General features: G+C 60.3%; 18 protein-coding genes. 9 read left to right on the plus strand and 9 right to left on the minus strand.

The window, feature by feature from the left end:
• Positions 1–100: 100 nt before the first annotated feature.
• The 4 genes from P8L30_06170 to P8L30_06185 form a co-directional block, all read right to left on the minus strand.
• On the minus strand, positions 101–2,116 hold the full coding sequence (locus tag P8L30_06170; GenBank protein ID MDG2239768.1) for a hypothetical protein: 2,016 nt from the start codon (positions 2,114–2,116) through the stop codon (positions 101–103).
• 595 nt (positions 2,117–2,711) lie between these two features.
• The gene (locus tag P8L30_06175; protein MDG2239769.1) at positions 2,712–3,353 is read right to left on the minus strand and encodes a pyridoxal-phosphate dependent enzyme; all 642 of its coding nucleotides are present in this window, start codon (positions 3,351–3,353) and stop codon (positions 2,712–2,714) included.
• Positions 3,350–4,066: a sulfite exporter TauE/SafE family protein gene (locus P8L30_06180; protein ID MDG2239770.1), complete on the minus strand. Its 717-nt coding sequence runs from the start codon at positions 4,064–4,066 to the stop codon at positions 3,350–3,352. The genes P8L30_06175 and P8L30_06180 overlap by 4 nt, the downstream gene beginning before the upstream one ends.
• An 8-nt stretch (positions 4,067–4,074) precedes the next feature.
• Positions 4,075–4,929 carry a patatin-like phospholipase family protein gene (locus P8L30_06185; GenBank protein MDG2239771.1) on the minus strand — a complete coding sequence of 285 codons (855 nt, stop codon included), beginning with the start codon at positions 4,927–4,929 and terminating at the stop codon, positions 4,075–4,077.
• 123 nt (positions 4,930–5,052) lie between these two features.
• Between P8L30_06185 and sufC the strand changes: the two genes are divergently transcribed.
• From sufC to P8L30_06230, 9 genes are all read left to right on the plus strand, one after another.
• Positions 5,053–5,835 carry a Fe-S cluster assembly ATPase SufC gene (gene sufC, locus P8L30_06190; GenBank protein MDG2239772.1) on the plus strand — a complete coding sequence of 261 codons (783 nt, stop codon included), beginning with the start codon at positions 5,053–5,055 and terminating at the stop codon, positions 5,833–5,835.
• 21 nt (positions 5,836–5,856) lie between these two features.
• Positions 5,857–7,272: a Fe-S cluster assembly protein SufB gene (gene sufB / locus P8L30_06195; GenBank protein ID MDG2239773.1), complete on the plus strand. Its 1,416-nt coding sequence runs from the start codon at positions 5,857–5,859 to the stop codon at positions 7,270–7,272.
• A gap of 157 nt (positions 7,273–7,429) precedes the next feature.
• The gene (gene sufD / locus P8L30_06200) at positions 7,430–8,770 is read left to right on the plus strand and encodes a Fe-S cluster assembly protein SufD (protein ID MDG2239774.1); all 1,341 of its coding nucleotides are present in this window, start codon (positions 7,430–7,432) and stop codon (positions 8,768–8,770) included.
• 3 nt (positions 8,771–8,773) lie between these two features.
• Complete coding sequence (locus P8L30_06205) at positions 8,774–9,085, plus strand: non-heme iron oxygenase ferredoxin subunit (protein MDG2239775.1); 312 nt, start codon at positions 8,774–8,776, stop codon at positions 9,083–9,085.
• A gap of 19 nt (positions 9,086–9,104) precedes the next feature.
• Positions 9,105–10,334, plus strand: coding sequence for a cysteine desulfurase (locus tag P8L30_06210; protein MDG2239776.1), 1,230 nt, complete (start codon positions 9,105–9,107; stop codon positions 10,332–10,334).
• 105 nt (positions 10,335–10,439) lie between these two features.
• Positions 10,440–10,886 carry an SUF system NifU family Fe-S cluster assembly protein gene (locus tag P8L30_06215; protein ID MDG2239777.1) on the plus strand — a complete coding sequence of 149 codons (447 nt, stop codon included), beginning with the start codon at positions 10,440–10,442 and terminating at the stop codon, positions 10,884–10,886.
• A 56-nt stretch (positions 10,887–10,942) separates the two neighbouring features.
• Positions 10,943–11,431: a methylated-DNA--[protein]-cysteine S-methyltransferase gene (locus P8L30_06220; protein MDG2239778.1), complete on the plus strand. Its 489-nt coding sequence runs from the start codon at positions 10,943–10,945 to the stop codon at positions 11,429–11,431.
• Positions 11,432–11,452: 21 nt separating this feature from the next.
• Positions 11,453–12,115, plus strand: coding sequence for a hypothetical protein (locus P8L30_06225; protein MDG2239779.1), 663 nt, complete (start codon positions 11,453–11,455; stop codon positions 12,113–12,115).
• Positions 12,112–13,194 (plus strand): porin, encoded by a 1,083-nt coding sequence (locus tag P8L30_06230; protein ID MDG2239780.1) that lies wholly within the window; start codon positions 12,112–12,114, stop codon positions 13,192–13,194. The genes P8L30_06225 and P8L30_06230 overlap by 4 nt, the downstream gene beginning before the upstream one ends.
• Here P8L30_06230 and P8L30_06235 read toward each other — a convergent pair.
• The 5 genes from P8L30_06235 to P8L30_06255 all read right to left on the minus strand — a co-directional run bounded on the left by P8L30_06235 (position 13,191) and on the right by P8L30_06255 (position 17,377).
• Entirely contained in the window at positions 13,191–14,456 is a 1,266-nt protein-coding gene (locus P8L30_06235; GenBank protein ID MDG2239781.1) for an FAD-dependent oxidoreductase, read from the minus strand. The genes P8L30_06230 and P8L30_06235 overlap by 4 nt on opposite strands.
• Positions 14,457–14,503: 47 nt before the next feature.
• Positions 14,504–15,760: an alcohol dehydrogenase catalytic domain-containing protein gene (locus P8L30_06240; GenBank protein ID MDG2239782.1), complete on the minus strand. Its 1,257-nt coding sequence runs from the start codon at positions 15,758–15,760 to the stop codon at positions 14,504–14,506.
• 93 nt (positions 15,761–15,853) lie between these two features.
• Entirely contained in the window at positions 15,854–16,462 is a 609-nt protein-coding gene (locus P8L30_06245) for a DUF2007 domain-containing protein (GenBank protein ID MDG2239783.1), read from the minus strand.
• Positions 16,463–16,466: 4 nt separating this feature from the next.
• The gene (locus P8L30_06250) at positions 16,467–16,781 is read right to left on the minus strand and encodes a hypothetical protein (GenBank protein ID MDG2239784.1); all 315 of its coding nucleotides are present in this window, start codon (positions 16,779–16,781) and stop codon (positions 16,467–16,469) included.
• Positions 16,778–17,377 (minus strand): GNAT family protein, encoded by a 600-nt coding sequence (locus P8L30_06255; GenBank protein ID MDG2239785.1) that lies wholly within the window; start codon positions 17,375–17,377, stop codon positions 16,778–16,780. The genes P8L30_06250 and P8L30_06255 overlap by 4 nt, the downstream gene beginning before the upstream one ends.

The following is a 17,377-nucleotide window of genomic DNA, read 5'->3' on the forward strand; positions in this document are numbered from 1 at the left end:
TCGAGTGGACAGGCAATCTACGTCTAGTGTATAGGACGCATTTCGTGGCGGTTCCTCGCACGCCGGACTTAGGCCGGAAGGAGTGCACGCCGCCCGCCGGTCACGAGATCGGTCGCTGTACAGGCTGCATCTTTACGGCCCACATCCCGGAGTTGATGTCGCTGAAGAAGATGTTGCCCTTCCACGGCATCACACTCCACGCGCCGGGTGAATTCGGGATGTACCCGACCGGGTCGTGCGCTTTGAAAACCGCCATCTCACGGCCCTGCGTGTACAGGTTTCCCATGAGGTCTCCAGATATGTCGACCATCCGGACGCCACCCTCATAGTACGCCTGATAGAGGATGTCGTCCTCCACCCAGATGTTGTGCGTGCCGTACTCGCTAGCCTCGTAGCGCGCCAGCTGGACCGGATTCATCGGGTCTGTGAAGTCGAAGATCTGAACGTATCCCGAAGTCGCGCGCGGGTACCCGCCCTTCCCAGTCTCCGGATCGTACTGCACACGGTGGTCGGGTCCGGCACCCTCCCAAGCCAGACCACTCCGTTGCACACGCTCGTCACCAACCACAAGGAGAAAGCGGTCGCTCGACTCCTGGTAGTAGGGGAAAATCGCGTGCGTCGATCCGGTCGTGGTCGGGAAGGTCGTTACCAGCTTCGGGCTTTCGAGGGAGCCCCCATACTTCCCATTACCCACATCGACGACGACAACACCCGTGCTCCACTCAGCCGAATAGGCCAGTCCGTCGTGCACCCACACGTCGTGGACCCGAGAGCCAGGATGGTTGTACTCACTGACATAGCGGGGATTGTAGACGTCGGTGACGTCGATGATCACGAACTTGTCGCCGGCGGCGAGGGCGAACAGATGCGTGTTGGTGGCGAACATGTTGTGCGTTCCACCGGTCATCCCATTGCCTTCGTAGGTAGAGGCGATCTTCGGGTGGGCAGGATCCGCCAAATCGAGGAGGATCACCCCGTTTCTCCGGTTCGACGCACCCTCACGCGAGATGGCCCCCCAGCGGCCGTCGGGAGAGACCTTCACGTCATTCGACGTGCGCGCGTCAGCGGGCACCGAGTCCGTTTTGAAGATGTTGGTGGGGTCAGTGACGTCCCAGACCATCGAAATCCCATTGCCGGACTTGGAGCCAGTCAGCGCGTAGTCGCGACCGTCCACACCCTCCCAGATCCAGAAGTCGGTGGTGAAGATCCGATCTTCACTACCCTGCCCAATCACCTCGAGCTTCCTGACCGCGTTCCTTGGAACGACCCGAAACGAATACTCGGCAGAAGCGCGTCCGCTGGAAGCCACCGCCGTGTACACGCCAGGCACGTCGGCAACCATGCGCCCGTCCATGATCTGCGCAGGCCCGGCAGGCGCTACGATCGAATCATCTGGCTGGTAGATGTAGGTCCACGAGATGGGGGCGTCTGTGACTGCCCCACCATCGCCGTCACGGGCAGTAGCTATGAACGTCTGCACGTCTCCCGTGCGCACCTGTTGTGACCCTCCCCGCAACTCCAGTGACGTGACTGGGGAGGCCGTCACTTCGTGGGACATTTGTCCCTCGACGCCCTCGATGGAAGCACGAATCGCGACGGTGCCTGGGCGCACGGCTCGCACGTTGCCGAACACATCGACGGAAGCCGTTCCCTCGTTCTCACTTTGCCACCGGACGTCCGGATATGGACGAACGGAGCCGTCGGCGTGGTACCCGACCGCGCGATGGGCTACTCGCGTGCCCGCGTAGAGCCGACCACCATCTGTCTCGATGGCGACACGATCGATCTCAGGCCACTGAACAACGACCGGTATCGTTAGCGTCAACGGCTCCCGACCTGGCGCGACTATGGTGGAGACGTTGAGCTCGTATTCGCCCGCTCGGACACCCGTCACGACTCCATCCGAGTAATTGATCGCGTTGCGTTCGCCGCTCCAACGGAAATCAGCCGCTACCATCGCCCCGCTCGCATCCATTGCTGCAACCGACACCTGAGCGGACTCGCCCACACGCAGCTCGATCCGGTCCGGAGTCGCGACAAGCGCCGTCGCGGTTTGCGCTTCGGCGGACGTAACAGTGAACAGCAGGGCGACGAGCGTCAGGGAAGTACGGTTCATAACGAACAACTCTCAATCTAGAGGCTTCTTAGATTGAGAGTTGTACGTCGAAATCAACGTTTATTGCAAGCGCCTTGCGTGCTACTCCTGGCTTAGAGCCTCTGTGGGATCGACGCACGCCGCTCGGGCCGCGGGAATGATCGCGCAATGAGGGCCGTCCCGAGGAGCGCGAGCGAAACACCGCTGAGCCATCCGCCCGAAGCGCCTGGCCGATGTCGTCCAACTCGGCTCAGCCGAATACGGGACGAGTGACTTCGAAGCGATCATCTCTCAGACGATAGACGATCCGGCAAATCACTTCGCCAGTGCCCAAGAGATGCGCAGTCTCTTCGACGAAGCGGTTGCCGAGGCGCGACTGTCGATGCCCTGGGCCTTTGCGACCATTCCTGAGCAAGAGGTGATTGTACATCCGTATCCGGACAACGTCGCGGGCACTGGGATGGCGGCAAGCTACCAACGCGCGACGGGAGATCGGCCGGCCATGTTCCGGTACGACCCCCTGACATGGCCTGACGCAACAAAAGGAGGGGCGTCTCGGACCGCGCTCCACGAAGGATATCGGGGCCACCACGATGGAGATCGATCTCGCCCATGTTCACCCCTCGTCGGCGGCGTGACCGTCCTCGGCGGTGAGATCCAATCCGTAGACGCCTCGGAGTTCCTCGATCTTGGCAATCGTGTCGGCCCCCACGATTTCAGTAGCCGCGTCCACGTAGCCAAGAGCACCAAGTGGAGGGTGCCCCCCGGACAAATGGATGACGTAGGGTCGCTCCCCGGCTGCAGCAAGCTCCGCGGCCATACGTTCCAGTTCGGCATCGGCGCCCGCCTCGTTCTCTCCCTCACGGAAGGTCCGAACTTCAGCGCCGAGTACATGATCGAGGAGAACGTTGCCGGACCGGTGGTATAGCTCCGACATATCCGGCACGCGCTGCTCGAGTTGCACGATACAACGCAGTCCTAGCTTCGCAGCCACTGCTGCCGTGCTACGCACATAATTGGACTGCACAGCGCCGGTAATGAGGACAGCGGAAGCCCCCTGCTCCAACGCCTCACCCAAGTAGAACTCGAGCTGCCGCGCCTTGTTGCCACCCATCGCGAGACCTGTGCAATCGTCCCTTTTCACATACAAATCGACTCCGCCCACCGCAGCGGAAAGATTGGGCATGAACTCGACTGGGGTCGGCCGGTGAGTCAATGCAGTCCGCGGGAACGCTGCAAGCGTCTCTGTGACCGTCATGTTAGTGCCTGTGCGAGTGCGAAGATGCCGGTTCCCGCGAGCAAGAGGAGCACCCCGACCCTAAAGACCTTCTCACTGACCCTGCTCGACAAGCGGTGACCGATAGCGGAAGCAAGCATCGCGACCGGTACCAACACCGCCGCGTTGAGCCATACGTCTCTGTCCACACCGACCATCACCAACTGTAGGATCAATGATGCGGCGTACGCGAACACGAAGAAGGTGAGCGTGGTCGCGCGGGTGGCGTCTTTAGAGAGTCCTACAGCCAACAGGTAGACGACTGCAGGAGGACCGGGCATGCCCAAGGAGGTTGTCATCGCGCCGGCTAACACACCTGTCGCCAGCCCACCCGCGACCCCTGGCGTGCTTTCCGAACCGGAGTCCACTGCGGACCGCATTACCGATGCTCCCACAAAGAGAAGAATCACGACCCCGACCATCAATTCGAGTTGCTCAACGGCAGCGACCTTAAAGAGGACCAATCCGCTCGGGAGCCCAATTAGCGCACCCCCCACGAAGCGTTTCAGGACGGTACGGTCTGCGTCCTTCCACAGAGGACCGATGAGGGCCAAAGAGATCGCCAGGTTAATGACGATCAGGAGTTGAACAGCCTCTCCTGACCCGATGAGAAGCAAGAACGCAGACGCTGCGAATAGGGAGAATCCGAATCCGGCGAGGCCCTGGATGATTCCTGCCACGAGCGTGACTACGATGAGCGAAGTCAGATAGTCCCTTCCAACGCAACCTTCATAGCACGATACCCCTCGTCCAAGAAATACTCGACATGATCGAAGTCGAAGGTCGCGTATCCCTCCAACTCAGGCCGCACATACATCACGGGTGGACCGTCCCACTGAGCGAGCAGGTCACGCCGGCGACGCCATGTCATGATCGCAAAGATCCGTTGATGGACAGCAATCATGCCCTGAGAGAGCACCTTGTCCACATCACCCGTCTCACCCGCACCGGGATCGATGCCGATGATGCCCGCCGCTCCTTCGTCCTCAGCGCGCTGGAGCGCGAGAGGATGCGCGCTCCCCCCGTCTACATATGCGTGCCCATTCGTCTGAAACGGGGGATAGAAGACGGGCAGTGCGGAAGATGCGTAGACGGCCTCGAGCAGTGAGATGTCAGTCCGAGCCCCGGGCCCGAACCACTCAGTAGAGCCGTCCTGGAGGTCCACCGCGTTGATCAGCACGGGGATGCTGAGCGCGTCCCAACCGTCATTGGGAAGTAACTCTTCAAAGAAATCCATCAGAGCCTCGCCCTTGAAAACGCTGGGCTGCCTTATGCCGTTGATCCAAGCAGCGCGGCGATTGAGCCGGACGATGTCGTCTCGCGTGACCGCTAGGGCGTGTTCGCGCATCTCCTCCCAGGGCATCCCGCTGGAGGCTAAAGCAGCCACCAAAGCCCCAATACTAGTCCCAACGATTCCCTGCGGCCGCACCCCTGCCTCTATCAAGGCGCGCCATGCGCCTACGTGGGCGAGCCCCTTGAGACCACCTCCGCCAAGCACCAGCCAGGGCCGTTTCCCCAACTCAGCCAATGTGGCGAAAGATCTTGATTTTGGGGACATTTCAACCTCTACAACGTCCACTTGACCCCCCTAATTGACGTATCTAGCTTTCGGGTTCCGAAACAAAGAATCATTCTTGATAAGCGGAATTGCAATGATTCCACTTCCGTGTCTGAGGCAGGTATGAGCGACTCTCCCATTCTGAAGATCCACGGCCTCGAAGCCAAGGTCGCCGACGAAGATATCGGCATCCTGAACGGCGTCGATCTCGACATACACAAAGGTAAGATCCACGCCATCATGGGGCCGAATGGCTCCGGCAAGAGCACGCTCGCCAAGGTGCTCGCCGGGCACCCCGGATACGAAGTCACTTCAGGCTCCGTCGAGTTCCGTGGCGAGGACCTCCTCGATCTCGAAGCCGACGAGCGTTCGCGAGCAGGCGTCTTCCTCGCGTTCCAGTACCCCGTGGAGATCCCTGGGGTCTCGATCGCGAACTTCCTCCGCACGGCCATGCAGGCACATGCGGCAGAGGGCGAGGAGGTCGACATCTTCGACTTTGCGGACGAACTGACCGAGCGGATGGAGATGCTCGAGATGGACGTGACGTTCGCGGAGCGCCATGTGAATGACGGCTTCAGCGGTGGTGAGAAGAAGCGCAACGAGATCCTTCAGATGGCCATGCTCAAGCCGAAGCTCGCCGTAATGGACGAGACGGACTCGGGGCTGGACATTGACGCGCTCAAGATCGTCGCCAACGGCGTGAATAAGTTGGCAGAAGAGGATCCCGAGATGTCGATCCTCCTCATCACGCACTACCAGCGCCTCCTCGACTACATCAAACCCGACTTTGTGCACGTCATGGTCGACGGACGGATCGTCCGGTCTGGTGGTCCTGAGATCGCTCTCGAACTCGAAGCTGAAGGTTACGCCGCGTGGAACGACGCGGACGCACCTGCCGGCGCCTAAGCAGGACCAAGGAGACCCTCCATGCCGCAGAATGAAACCATTCAGGACCTCGGCCTAGACGAATACAAGTACGATTTTGTCACCGAGTCCAAGCCTGTCTTCCGGGCCGAGAAAGGTCTGTCCGAAGAAGTCGTTCGGCAGATCTCCGCGCACAAAGACGAGCCGCAGTGGATGCTCGACTTCCGCCTCAAGGCGCTCGAGGTCTACGAGTCGAAGCCAATGCCCAAGTGGGGCGGCGACCTCTCGGACCTAGAGAACGTCCTGGACGAGATTTACTTCTACGTGCGCCCGCAGGATCAGATGGAACGCTCGTGGGACGACGTTCCGGACAAGATCAAGGACACCTTCGAGAAACTCGGCATTCCTGAGGCCGAACGTGCGATCTTGGCCGGTGTCGGGGCGCAGTACGAGTCCGAGATGGTCTATCACTCGCTCAAAAAAGAGTGGTCAGATAAGGGTGTCATCTTCGATTCCATCGAAGACGGACTGAAGAACCATCCCGAGCTCTTCAAGGAGCACTTCGGCACGATTATCCCGACGGGGGACAACAAGTTTTCCGCCATGAACTCCGCGGTATGGTCTGGCGGCTCGTTCGTGTACGTCCCGAAGGGAGTCCACCTCGATACTCCGCTCCAGGCGTACTTCCGCGTGGACCAGGAGCGCATGGGCCAATTCGAGCGTACGCTAATCATCATAGATGAGGGCGCACACGCTCACTACATCGAGGGCTGCACGGCGCCGGTGTATTCGACCGAGTCGTTCCACTCCGGCGTCATCGAGATCATCGTCAAGAAGAACGCGCGCTTCCGTTACACGACCATTCAAAACTGGTCGAACAACATGTACAACCTCGTCACGCAGCGAGCGATTGTGCACGAGCACGGCCACATGGAGTGGCTGGACGGCAACCTCGGGTCGAAGCTGACCATGAAGTACCCGTCCTGCTATCTGGTTGGAGAAGGCGCGCACGGAGAAATCCTCTCCATCGCGTACTCAGGTGACGGGCAGCACCAGGACACGGGCGGCAAGGTTGTCCACGTTGCCCCACACACCACGTCGACCATCGTCTCGAAGTCCATCTCCAAGGGTACGGGTCGCTCCACCTACCGTGGGCTGTGCAAGGTCCACGAGGGTGCGCACCACGCTCGCTCCAACGTCGAGTGCGACGCTTTGCTCATCAACGACACCTCACGCACGGATACCTATCCGTACATCGAGATCGAAGAGAACGATGCCAGCGTCGGACATGAGGCTTCGGTCTCGAAGATCGGTGAAGAGCAGCTCTTCTACCTGACGAGCCGTGGCATCTCGGAGATCGAAGCGATGGCCATGATCGTGCGTGGGTTTATCGAACCCATCGCGAAAGAATTGCCTCTCGAATACGCAGTCGAACTCAATCGATTGATTGAGCTGGAAATGGAAGGGTCAGTCGGGTGACGACTTCCGAAGCCCGCCCGCAGGGGCTCGTCAAATCGAGGCTCTGGGTAGACGGTCGAGTACGACGACCGCGGAATAGCATCGCTATTTCGCAGGTCGGCGCACGGAAACCAACGACGCCCGAGTCCGATTTCACGAGCCCACACCACGACAGATCATGATGAGCACAGAGTTGATGGAAGGCCTAACCGAAGCCCTTAACCCAGCGGCCGTCGAGAAGCTTGCGATCAGCGAGCCCCAGTGGCTGCGAGAGCGTCGCTCGCATGCATGGGACGTTTACGAACGAACGCCCATGCCGACGACGAAGCTCGAAGAGTGGCGCTACACAGACCTCAAGAAGACACTCGACCTCGACGCGCTGAAGCTCAGCACAGCGGAGTCCATGACGGACCAGGCCACATGGCCTGCGCGTCTGCGCGCCGCGATGGACGAGGACCGTGATGCTTCCGGGCACATGGTCATCATCGATGGTCACGTGGTCCACACGGACATCGACGAGGGCCTCGCCGCGAAGGGTGTGATCCTTGAGTCACTGCACGATGCCGTAGCGAAGCACCCGGAGCTCATTCAGGAGCACCTAGCCACCGAGGCTGTCCCCGCCGAGGAAGGAAAGTTCGCTGCACTCAACGCGGCACTCTGGAACGACGGGATCTTCCTGTACGTCCCGCGTGGTGTCGCGCTCGAGCTGCCCATCCGCGTAACGCGCTGGTTCAGCGAGCCTGCGACGGCGTACTTCAGCCGTGTACTGATCGTGGCCGAGCACTCGAGCCAGGTCTCGTACGTGGACGAGATGCTCTCAGATGACTTCGAGTCTCAGACGATGACCTCGACCGCCGTCGAGGTCATCGCCAAGCAGAACGCCCAGGTTCAGTACGTTGCGGTCCAGCGTCTCGGAAAGGGCGCGTTCTACCAGTCGGTGCAGCGCACGCTCGCGCACCGGGACTCGACGCTCGATACGCTCAACGTGGCGCTCGGCGCCTCAGTGACGCGCGTCGACCTGAACGCCCGTCTCCTCGGGCCAGGCGCGAACTCGGACATGCTGGGTCTCTACTTCGGAGACGGCGACCAGCACTTCGATTTCAATACCAGCCAGGACCACACCGTCCCGAACACCTCGAGTGACCTGCTCTACAAGGGCGCTCTCGACGGGGCGAGCCACTCTGTTTTCCGTGGTATCATTCGGGTGTATCCGGGTGCCCAAGGGACGGACGCATACCAGACGAACAGGAACCTCCTGCTTTCGCCCAACGCACGCGCGGACTCGCTCCCGAACCTCGAAATCGAGGCGGACGACGTGAAGTGTTCGCACGGCGCGACCATCGGCGAACTCGACGCGGAGGCCAAGTTCTACCTCATGAGCCGTGGGCTCCCGCTCGTTCAGGCAGAGCGCCTAGTCGTGCTGGGCTTCTTGGGTGAGGTGCTGTCCAAGCTTCCGCTGGGTGGCGTGGTAGAGAAGGTATCCCGCGTGATCGAGCACAAGCTCGCGCATCAAGGCTGATCCATGGCTGACTGGGTGCGTGTCGCCGCAGACGGTGACGTTGCGATCGGAATGCTCAAGGGTGTGATGGCAGGCGCGACACCCGTCGTCCTCGCGAACGTGGAAGGCGACATCTACGCCCTCCGTGACGAGTGCTCCCACGAGGCTCTCCCCCTCTCTGACGGAGAACTCGAGGGCACCGATGTCGTATGCCCGTATCACGGGGCGCGCTTCGATTGCACGAGCGGCAAGAACAAGACACTGCCGGCGATCCGGCCTGTGAAGTCCTTCCCGGTAGAAGTCCGGGACGGCGACATCTTCATTGACGTGGAGTAGCCTCCACAGGACGTCATATATGGCCGCACTCGACCACACGCGCATTCGCCGCGAATTCCCCGCGCTCGAGCAGAAGGTCAACGGGAAACCGCTCGTCTACCTAGACAGCGCGGCAACGTCACAGAAGCCGAAGGCAGTGCTCAAGGCGCTGAGTGACTACTACGAGCACGACAATGCGAACGTGCATCGCGGTATTCATGAGCTCTCCCGTCGGGCGACCGTGGCGTACGAAGAGGCTCGCGGAAAAGTCGCGAAGTGGATCAACGCGGAGGAGCCGGCCGAGATCGTATGGACACGCGGTACCACAGAGGCCATCAACCTCGTCTCTACAGCTTGGGGGCTCGAAAACGTGAGTGAGGGCGACGAGATCCTGATCTCGGTCATGGAACACCACTCCAACATCGTTCCGTGGCAGCTCCTGGCGATGCGCACGAAAGCCAAGATCAAGTACATCGAAATCGACGACCAAGGCCGCTTGATTCTCGACGATCTCGACACCCTGCTGACAGAGCGAACCAAGGTGGTCGCGCTAGGGCATGTGTCGAACGCGCTCGGGACCATCAACCCAATCAAGCAGATCGCGGCGGCAGCGAAGAAGGTCGGCGCCCTGGTCGTGATCGATGGCGCTCAAGGAGCCGTCCACACCAAGGTCGACGTTCAGGACCTGGGAGTGGACTGCTACGCCTTCAGTGGTCACAAGATGTGCGGACCCACTGGAATCGGTGTGCTTTGGGCGCGAAAGGAGTTACTCGAGTCAATGCACCCCTATCAGGGTGGCGGCGAAATGATCCACATCGTGGGTCGCGATGAGAGCAGCTGGGCCGAGGTGCCCCACAAGTTCGAAGCAGGCACGCCCAACATCGCTGGAGCGATCGGGATGGGTGCGGCTGTGGACTTCCTAGGTACGATCGGGATGGACGCGATCGCAGCGCATGAGCGCGATCTCATGGAATACGCTGTCGAGCAGGTCGGCGCAGTCGGGGGCATAAAGATCTACGGCCCCGAGTCCCTCGACGAGCATTCAGCTGTGGTCTCCTTCACATTGGGAGACGCCCATCCTCATGACATCTCGACCATCCTCGACACCGAGGGTATTGCTGTACGAGCGGGCCACCACTGTGCTCAGCTCGTGATGAAGCACTTCGGGGTCGCGGCCACCGCGCGCGCTTCGTTCTACCTGTATAACACACGAGACGAAGTGGATCGGCTTGTCGAAGGACTCGGACACGTGCGAGCGATCTTCGGATGAGTCCGGTCGAGTGGAGATGGTCCTCCACATCGACTAGATACGCTGAAGTGGAAAGACGAAGTCCCCGTACATAGATTTGAAAACCTCACCCGCCACGAGCATGTAATGGAAACTCCGCAGCTCTCTTCTCTGTACCAGCAGCTCATTCTCGAGCACTACCGCAACCCGCGGAACAAGGCCGAGATGGAGGAGAATACTGTAGAAATCCACATGGCCAATCCGGTCTGCGGAGACGAGATCAAGCTGCAACTCCGCATTGAGGGCGATCACATTGCCGAGGCGAAGTTCGTCGGCCAAGGATGTTCCATCTCTCAAGCCGCCATCAGTATGATGACGATCAAGTTGCAGGGTGCCTCTCTAGAAGAAGCCGGCGCACTTGTCGGGCGATTCACAGAATTGATGCACGGGGACCCGGAAGCGGCAAAGGACAAATCGCTGGGTGACCTTCGGGTACTACAAGGAGTCAGCAAGTTCCCGGTGCGCGTAAAGTGCGCGCTCATTGGGTTCGATGCGCTTCAAGAAGCGCTGAAGAAGCACGGAGCGTCAGACTGAGTCCGCGCGAAGTCCACTCGGCGCACCTGTCCGATACCAGGGCAGGCCCCCTTACCGTGTGGGTCTCGGCCACCGGCGTGCGTCGCATCGAGTTCGGCCGCCTGCCCAAAGAAGACCACACGGACACGCCAGAGGAATGGCCGGACAACCTTCGGGAAGCAGTCCGGCAACTCACAGAGTACTTCGACCGGAAGCGTGAGGTGTTCGACCTCCCCCTCGATTTCGGTGGAATGACGACCCCGTTTCAGGACCAAGTTTATGAGCGCCTGATGGGCATTAAGTACGGCCAGGTTGTCTCCTATGGTCAAGTAGCCAGGGACATCGAAAAGCCCGACATGGCAAGGGCCGTCGGTCAGGCTGTCGGAGCGAACCCGATACCCATCATCGTTCCTTGCCACAGGGTTGTCGGGTCTGACGGGCGATTGACGGGTTTCGCTGGGGGACTGAAGGCGAAGGTCGGCCTACTGAAACTCGAAGGGATCGGCGTCGATGGCTCGGCAGCGAACAGCAAAGTACGCCCAGAGGTCATCCCTCTGGATCTCTAGACCTACTCTCCAGAAATAGAAATGAACCGCACCTCCATCTTTACAGCCCTTGTGCTCGTCATTGCCGCTTGCGGTGGCTCCGATTCCGACGCTCCGGGTGCTTCCATGGTCCAAGCTCCCGACACGTTCATCAAGCCACTCGAACGTGAAGCGCTCACCGAGACGCAGATGATGGGGCTCGATATCGCGAATCTCTCGCTTGAGATTCCATGGACGCGCAACGACATCAATCGCCGTCCTACGCCTCAAGCCGCTCGAGCACTCGTCGAGAGTGTCGTGGTCGAGAGCCATGACGGTTTCGATCGGATGATCTTCGCGTTCGGGTCCGGAGTCGCTTTTCCTGGGTATAACGTCCGGGTGTACGACCCAAGTAGCTCCATCGTGTGCGGCAATCCCGACGAGGTCACCGAGGAAGAGTCCGCCCTCGAAACGCAGCCTCTTGTCCCGGAGGTCGAAGGCGATCGCTTCCTGGTTCTGAACCTTCATCCAGCCCACACGAATGAGAACGGCCGCTCGACCATGCCCGTAGAGACCGAGACATACGCGCAGCAGCGCGTGCATGAGGCGGGAATCGCATGCGCGGAGAACAATGTTGTCACGTGGATCACAGGCCTAGTAGAGGGAACGGACGTAAGAGTCCTGGAAATGCGCGGGCCAAACCGCCTTGTGGTAGACGTCCGGTGACCCCGACCTCTATGCGCGCCCTTCTCGTCTTGAGTGCGTCCCTGGCTTTTGCCCCGTTATCGGCAAACGCACAGTACGTGGAGCCACGCCGGCCGGTTGAGCGCACCGAGTTGGGTGGACGAGTGCACATGCAGATGTCCGCCTCCTCTGTGGGTAGCGTGCCCGCGACCGAATTCATCCTGCGCCGTGCCCGCCTATGGGCGGCTTCGCGTCTCAATGATTGGATCGATGCGGCCGTTCAAATCGACATCGCGAAAGGTCAGGTGGTGGGTCGCTACGCCTTCATTCGTTTTGAACTCGATCCTGGCTTCATCGTGACGACCGGCCAATTCAAGCGAGCGTTCGATCTCTTCGAACTGACAAGCTCGAGTCAGATCTTGGCCATCGAACGGGACGGCAACATTCCGGGCGTGTCGGACTGCACCGGGGTGAGCGGACTGTGTTCGTACTCTCGATTCTCGGAGAGGCTTCAACACTCCTCAATCGACGTGGGCGTGCTCATTGAAGGCGACCTCGCGGACGGTCGTCTCTCTTATGGCGCCACACTCACCAACGGAGGCGGCGGAAACACACGCGAGACCAACAACGCCAAGTCGGTGTCAGGCCGCGTCGAGTGGTACCCCGTAGAGAAGCTCCGAATTGGTGGCAACTACAGCTTCCACGACTACACCAACGAAATCACGGGTACAGACGACTACGCGCCGGCCCGTGCATTCGACGTCGAGTGGGGAAATTTCGACGAAGGGCTTCACGTCCAGTTGGGTGTGATGGCTGGAGACAACTGGCGCGCACTCACACCCTCAGGCAGCAGCCCGCGGTTTCTGACCTACCAAGGGATCGCGACGTACAAGTCCGTCCTCTCCAACCCAGGAAAAGTCCTCGCCGTAGAGCCTATTGGCCGGGTGAGCTGGGGTGATCCGGATCGTTCGACCGGAAGGGATGGCGGGTGGCTGATGACGCCGGGGGTGATTCTCCACTTCACGGGCCGGAATCGGTTGGCCGTGAATGTGGACGTGTGGAAGCCCCAAACGGGGGTCACCGCATGGGGCCTCAAAGTGCACACCTCAGTCTACTTCTAGTCGTCGAACCCCTGAAAACGGCTCGGCGAGAATGCCTGGAGGCGCACATCCTCCTCGCCGAACACTTGATTAGCGATCATCTCTCCGGTAACCGGCCCAAGTGTCAGTCCGAGCATGCCGTGCCCGGTTGCAACAGCGAGATCCTCGATGCCATCCAGGGCTCCAACGATCGGCATTCCGTCAACCGCCATCGGGCGCAAACCGCACCATTCGGACGACGGCGCTGCGTGCCCCAAATCGGGAAAACAAAGACGACCTGCCATCGTGAGCTGCTCGAGTCGAGCCCGCCGCATCACGTCGTTCTCCCCCGAAAATTCCATGGTCCCCGCAAACCGGACGAACCCGTCCATGGGCGTACAAAACACCGAGGTCTCACTCAGTACACAGGCGACCCCAAGCGGCGGTGCCCCACCGGTACGGATCTCGATGTCTCGGTGGTACCCCTTCCCGGGCTGCACCGGTAAACGAGTACCCACCCGAGCCGCGAGGTCGAGGCTGAAAGGCCCGGTCGCCAGCACTACGCTGTCCGCTTCGAGCACATCCCCATTCGACAAGCGGACCCCAGTGGCTCGACCTCCTGCGGTCGTGACTTCGCTCACTGAGGCCCCCTCATTGATACTTACGCCCAGCCGGCGCGAGCGGTCAGCGAGTTCGATGAGGAACCTCAACGGGTCGAGTGTGCGCGCTTCAGGATAGAACATCCCCCCGATCATGTCTCGACCGAACGCCGGTTCCCGATCCCGGAGCTCGTCTCCACTCACCGTCTGCGGGTGGTACCCATGTCGCTCGATGATCGACGACTCGTACTTGACCTGCACGAGGCCCTTCTGGGTGGAACAGACTTCGAAATACCCCTCGGTCTTGTAGCCACACTCGATACCTTCGGCTTCGATGAGGTCGTCGAAGAGATGCAGTGCATCCATCCCGAGTGGAGCCATCACCTGCATGCAGGACTCGACGTGTTCGTGGGTGCAATATCGACCGAATCCAAGGAGCCACTGCCAGAGCTTCGGATCCCACCGGGGCGGCAGAAACAATGGCGACGCCGGATCCAGCATCTGGGTTAACGCCTGGACGATCCGTCCAGGTCGGTTCAACGGAGGATGCCCCGCCGAGACTGTCCCGGCATTCCCTCCAGAAGCACCGGCGCCAAGAGTGTCGCGCTCCAGCACCTGGACGTCGGCTCCCCTCCGCGCCAATGCATAGGCGCAGCTCACTCCGATCACACCGCCACCCACCACGAGAAACTTGGGTCTACTCACGTCCTAAAAGGCCCACGGCTCAGCGATATCGGGTCGACGTCGGGACATCACCCGGCCAATGGATCCAGGAGCACCTTGATCGAACCGGTCTTTCTGCGGTTCGCAGCCGTCGACAACGCGTTCTGGTACTGATCGAGCGGAAATACATGGGTGACCATCTGGTCCACCGGAGCTCCCATTTCGAGCAGCATGTCGTGGGTGATCTGGAACGTATGTTGACGCTCACCTTTCCAGTCTTCGATTCCGTACCCGACGAAACCCTTCACGTCCAGTTCACGCGCCCACAAGAACGTGAGGTTCAGGTTCTTGATCTCAGCGGCGCACCCCAGCATGACGATTCGCGCCCGCGGGGCCGCGAACCGGAGGGATTGGGAAATCGTCTGGCCGCTTCCCACACAATCGAAGATGACTGGGAAGCCACCGCCGGCATAAACCTCTTCCCCAACGATCGGCATATAGGCCTGACTGCCCGTGTCCACGAGGGCCTGCCGCGCTTCATCTCCCGGAGACACGACCTTGGAAGCACCCAAGCTCCGTGCGATGTCCGCTTCGGGACCTCGTTTGATTTGAGCGACGATCGGACCTTCATAGCCAGCCGCTCTCAAGGACCAGATCGTCCCGAGCGCGATGGGGCCACTCCCAATGACGAGCACCGGGCCCGGGTCAAAGGGCCGTGACCCTAAAACCGCATGCATGCCCACCGCGATCGGCTCGATCAGGGCAGCTGTGTTGTCCGACATCTCGTCGGCTACCGGAAAGAGTTGACTCTCGTGTGCAATCATCCTCTCGGCCCAAGCTCCGGGGAGCGATGCGTGATAGCCAATCATGGCACCGCGCTTCAGCGGCTCACCGTCGACCTGGACCACTCCCTCCTCACCCATTCGTTCACAGGTGCAGTGACTTCCTCCAGAGCACGATGGGCATTGTCCGTCCCCTGGGAAGCCCCTCATCGTGCAGGAAATCATTGGGTCTACGACAACCCGTTGTCCGGGCGTAACGCTTGAGACATTTGAGCCGACTTCCAGGACTCGCGCGAGGATCTCATGTCCGAGTACAGCTGGAAATGAACCGAACGGCTCCATGGCGGGACTCGCCTTGAACGTCAGCGTTCCGATGTCAGTACCACAAATGCCCGCCTTCAGAATCTCGAGCCGGACCCAATCACCATCGGGTAAGGACGGCTCCGCAACGTCACCGAAGGTCACACCGCTGAAGCCGCCAAAAATGGCTGACTCGGTGATCTTCCCGAACCCTTTTCCAATCAAGAAACTCGGAATCGTGACGTTGAATGAAACGGCTCGCATGAACGTTATACCTCTTCTTCGCCGGTCGTCGGCCGGAGCGAATCCCCGGCCTCGTCCTCCTGCTGTCCTTCTCTGATTCCCATCACCAGAAGCCTAGGGCACCGCGCCGGACAGGGCGCGTAACAATGATCTAAGCGGCCCCCACGAACGGCCGACCAAGCCGCTGACGAGCATCGCCACACCGAGCAATCCCATGCCCAAGGTCCACAACATTCCGAACTGTCCCTCCGGAGCGATACCGCCAACACCCGCCCCGAGGGCCCCGAAACCGACTCCTAGTAGTAGGGCGACGGCCCGTTCCGATCCACACAATTCAGTCGAGTCGGACGGGCGTCCCGGAAGGCGATCATTCTGAGTCGAAGCCAGCACATTCTTTCGAGCAGCCGGCATGAAGAGTCCCTTAGGGGGATCTTCCTCTTCCGCTTCGTGTTCGCCCTGTTCGTCTGTGACCGCCGCGTTCGGAGTGACCTCAAGCAGTTCGCGCGCCGCTTCGGCATCGGCGCGTCGGACCCAAATACGGGCAGGCCGAGAGAACGTCACGCCGGCATCAGCCCCGCCGGCGTCGTCGGCCTGCAGACGGTGTGGAATACCCGCGTGGGCCAAGAACCCAGCCGCGAATTCGGCTTCGTGGCGATAGAGATACTCGGCAATGACCACATCGGGATCGTGACGGTCAGGTGTCTGAACGGCTCGACGGGACATCACGTCAGCCCTCTGCACCGACAGCAGGCTGAGCCTCTATCCAGATCAGATCGATCTGAAGGCCCGGACAAAACGAGGCGGCATGCGGACGGCTCGTTCCTTCGAACTGCACGCGTAGGTCCTCGATACGGAGGTCCATTGGTAAGTGGGCTGGAAGGTAGGTCTCGGAATTGCTTTCGATAACCCAGCATCCCCCCTCGATCTCGAGCTTCTTAACCATGCCGGTATCAGCAAGCTCGGGCTCAAGAAGGTTGCACCCGCTCAGGCCCAGCGCGAGCAGAAATGCGAGGGCAGCAAGTGTTCCTTTCACTCGTCTCATATCGATCGCATCCAGGTCAGTTCGTATTCGTCCGCACTCAAAGTCCACACCATCGTACTACGCTCGGGATCATCGGACGAAGTCTCCACGTCCTTCCTTATCTCAGTTAGCGAGTATCCCAGCTTTCTGGGGATGGCTGCACTCGGCTCGTTCCGTGGATCACAATGGATCTCAATCCGAGAGATCCCTGGAATCGAAAAGCCTGCATTCGTCAGGGCGGCCGTCCCCGCCGTCGCCAGTCCCATTCCCGCAAGATCCGACCTGACCCAGTACCCGATCTCGAGTGCTCCGGGTCCGACCCTCCTGTATAAGCCCACGCCACCCAGCACTTCACGCTCGTCCACATCCATCATGGCGTAGAGCGCATTTTTGCCCGCATTGAAGTCGTTGTGGTACTGCCGCAGTCGCTCTTCGATGAGCGACAACGGAGAGGGTTCGTCCCGCGCCCAGGGAATCCACTTCTGGAGCGCTTCGAGACTCATGTCCAAGGCGGACTTGAACAGACGCGCGTCCTTTGCAGACCAACAGCGAAGAACGAATCGCTCTGTCTCGATCCGCGCAGGCGGAAGGTCGGCCCGGGAATCTGCGTTCTTCAC

This window comes from Longimicrobiales bacterium, from assembly GCA_029245345.1.
Classification (GTDB): domain Bacteria; phylum Gemmatimonadota; class Gemmatimonadetes; order Longimicrobiales; family Gaopeijiaceae; genus CALFPJ01.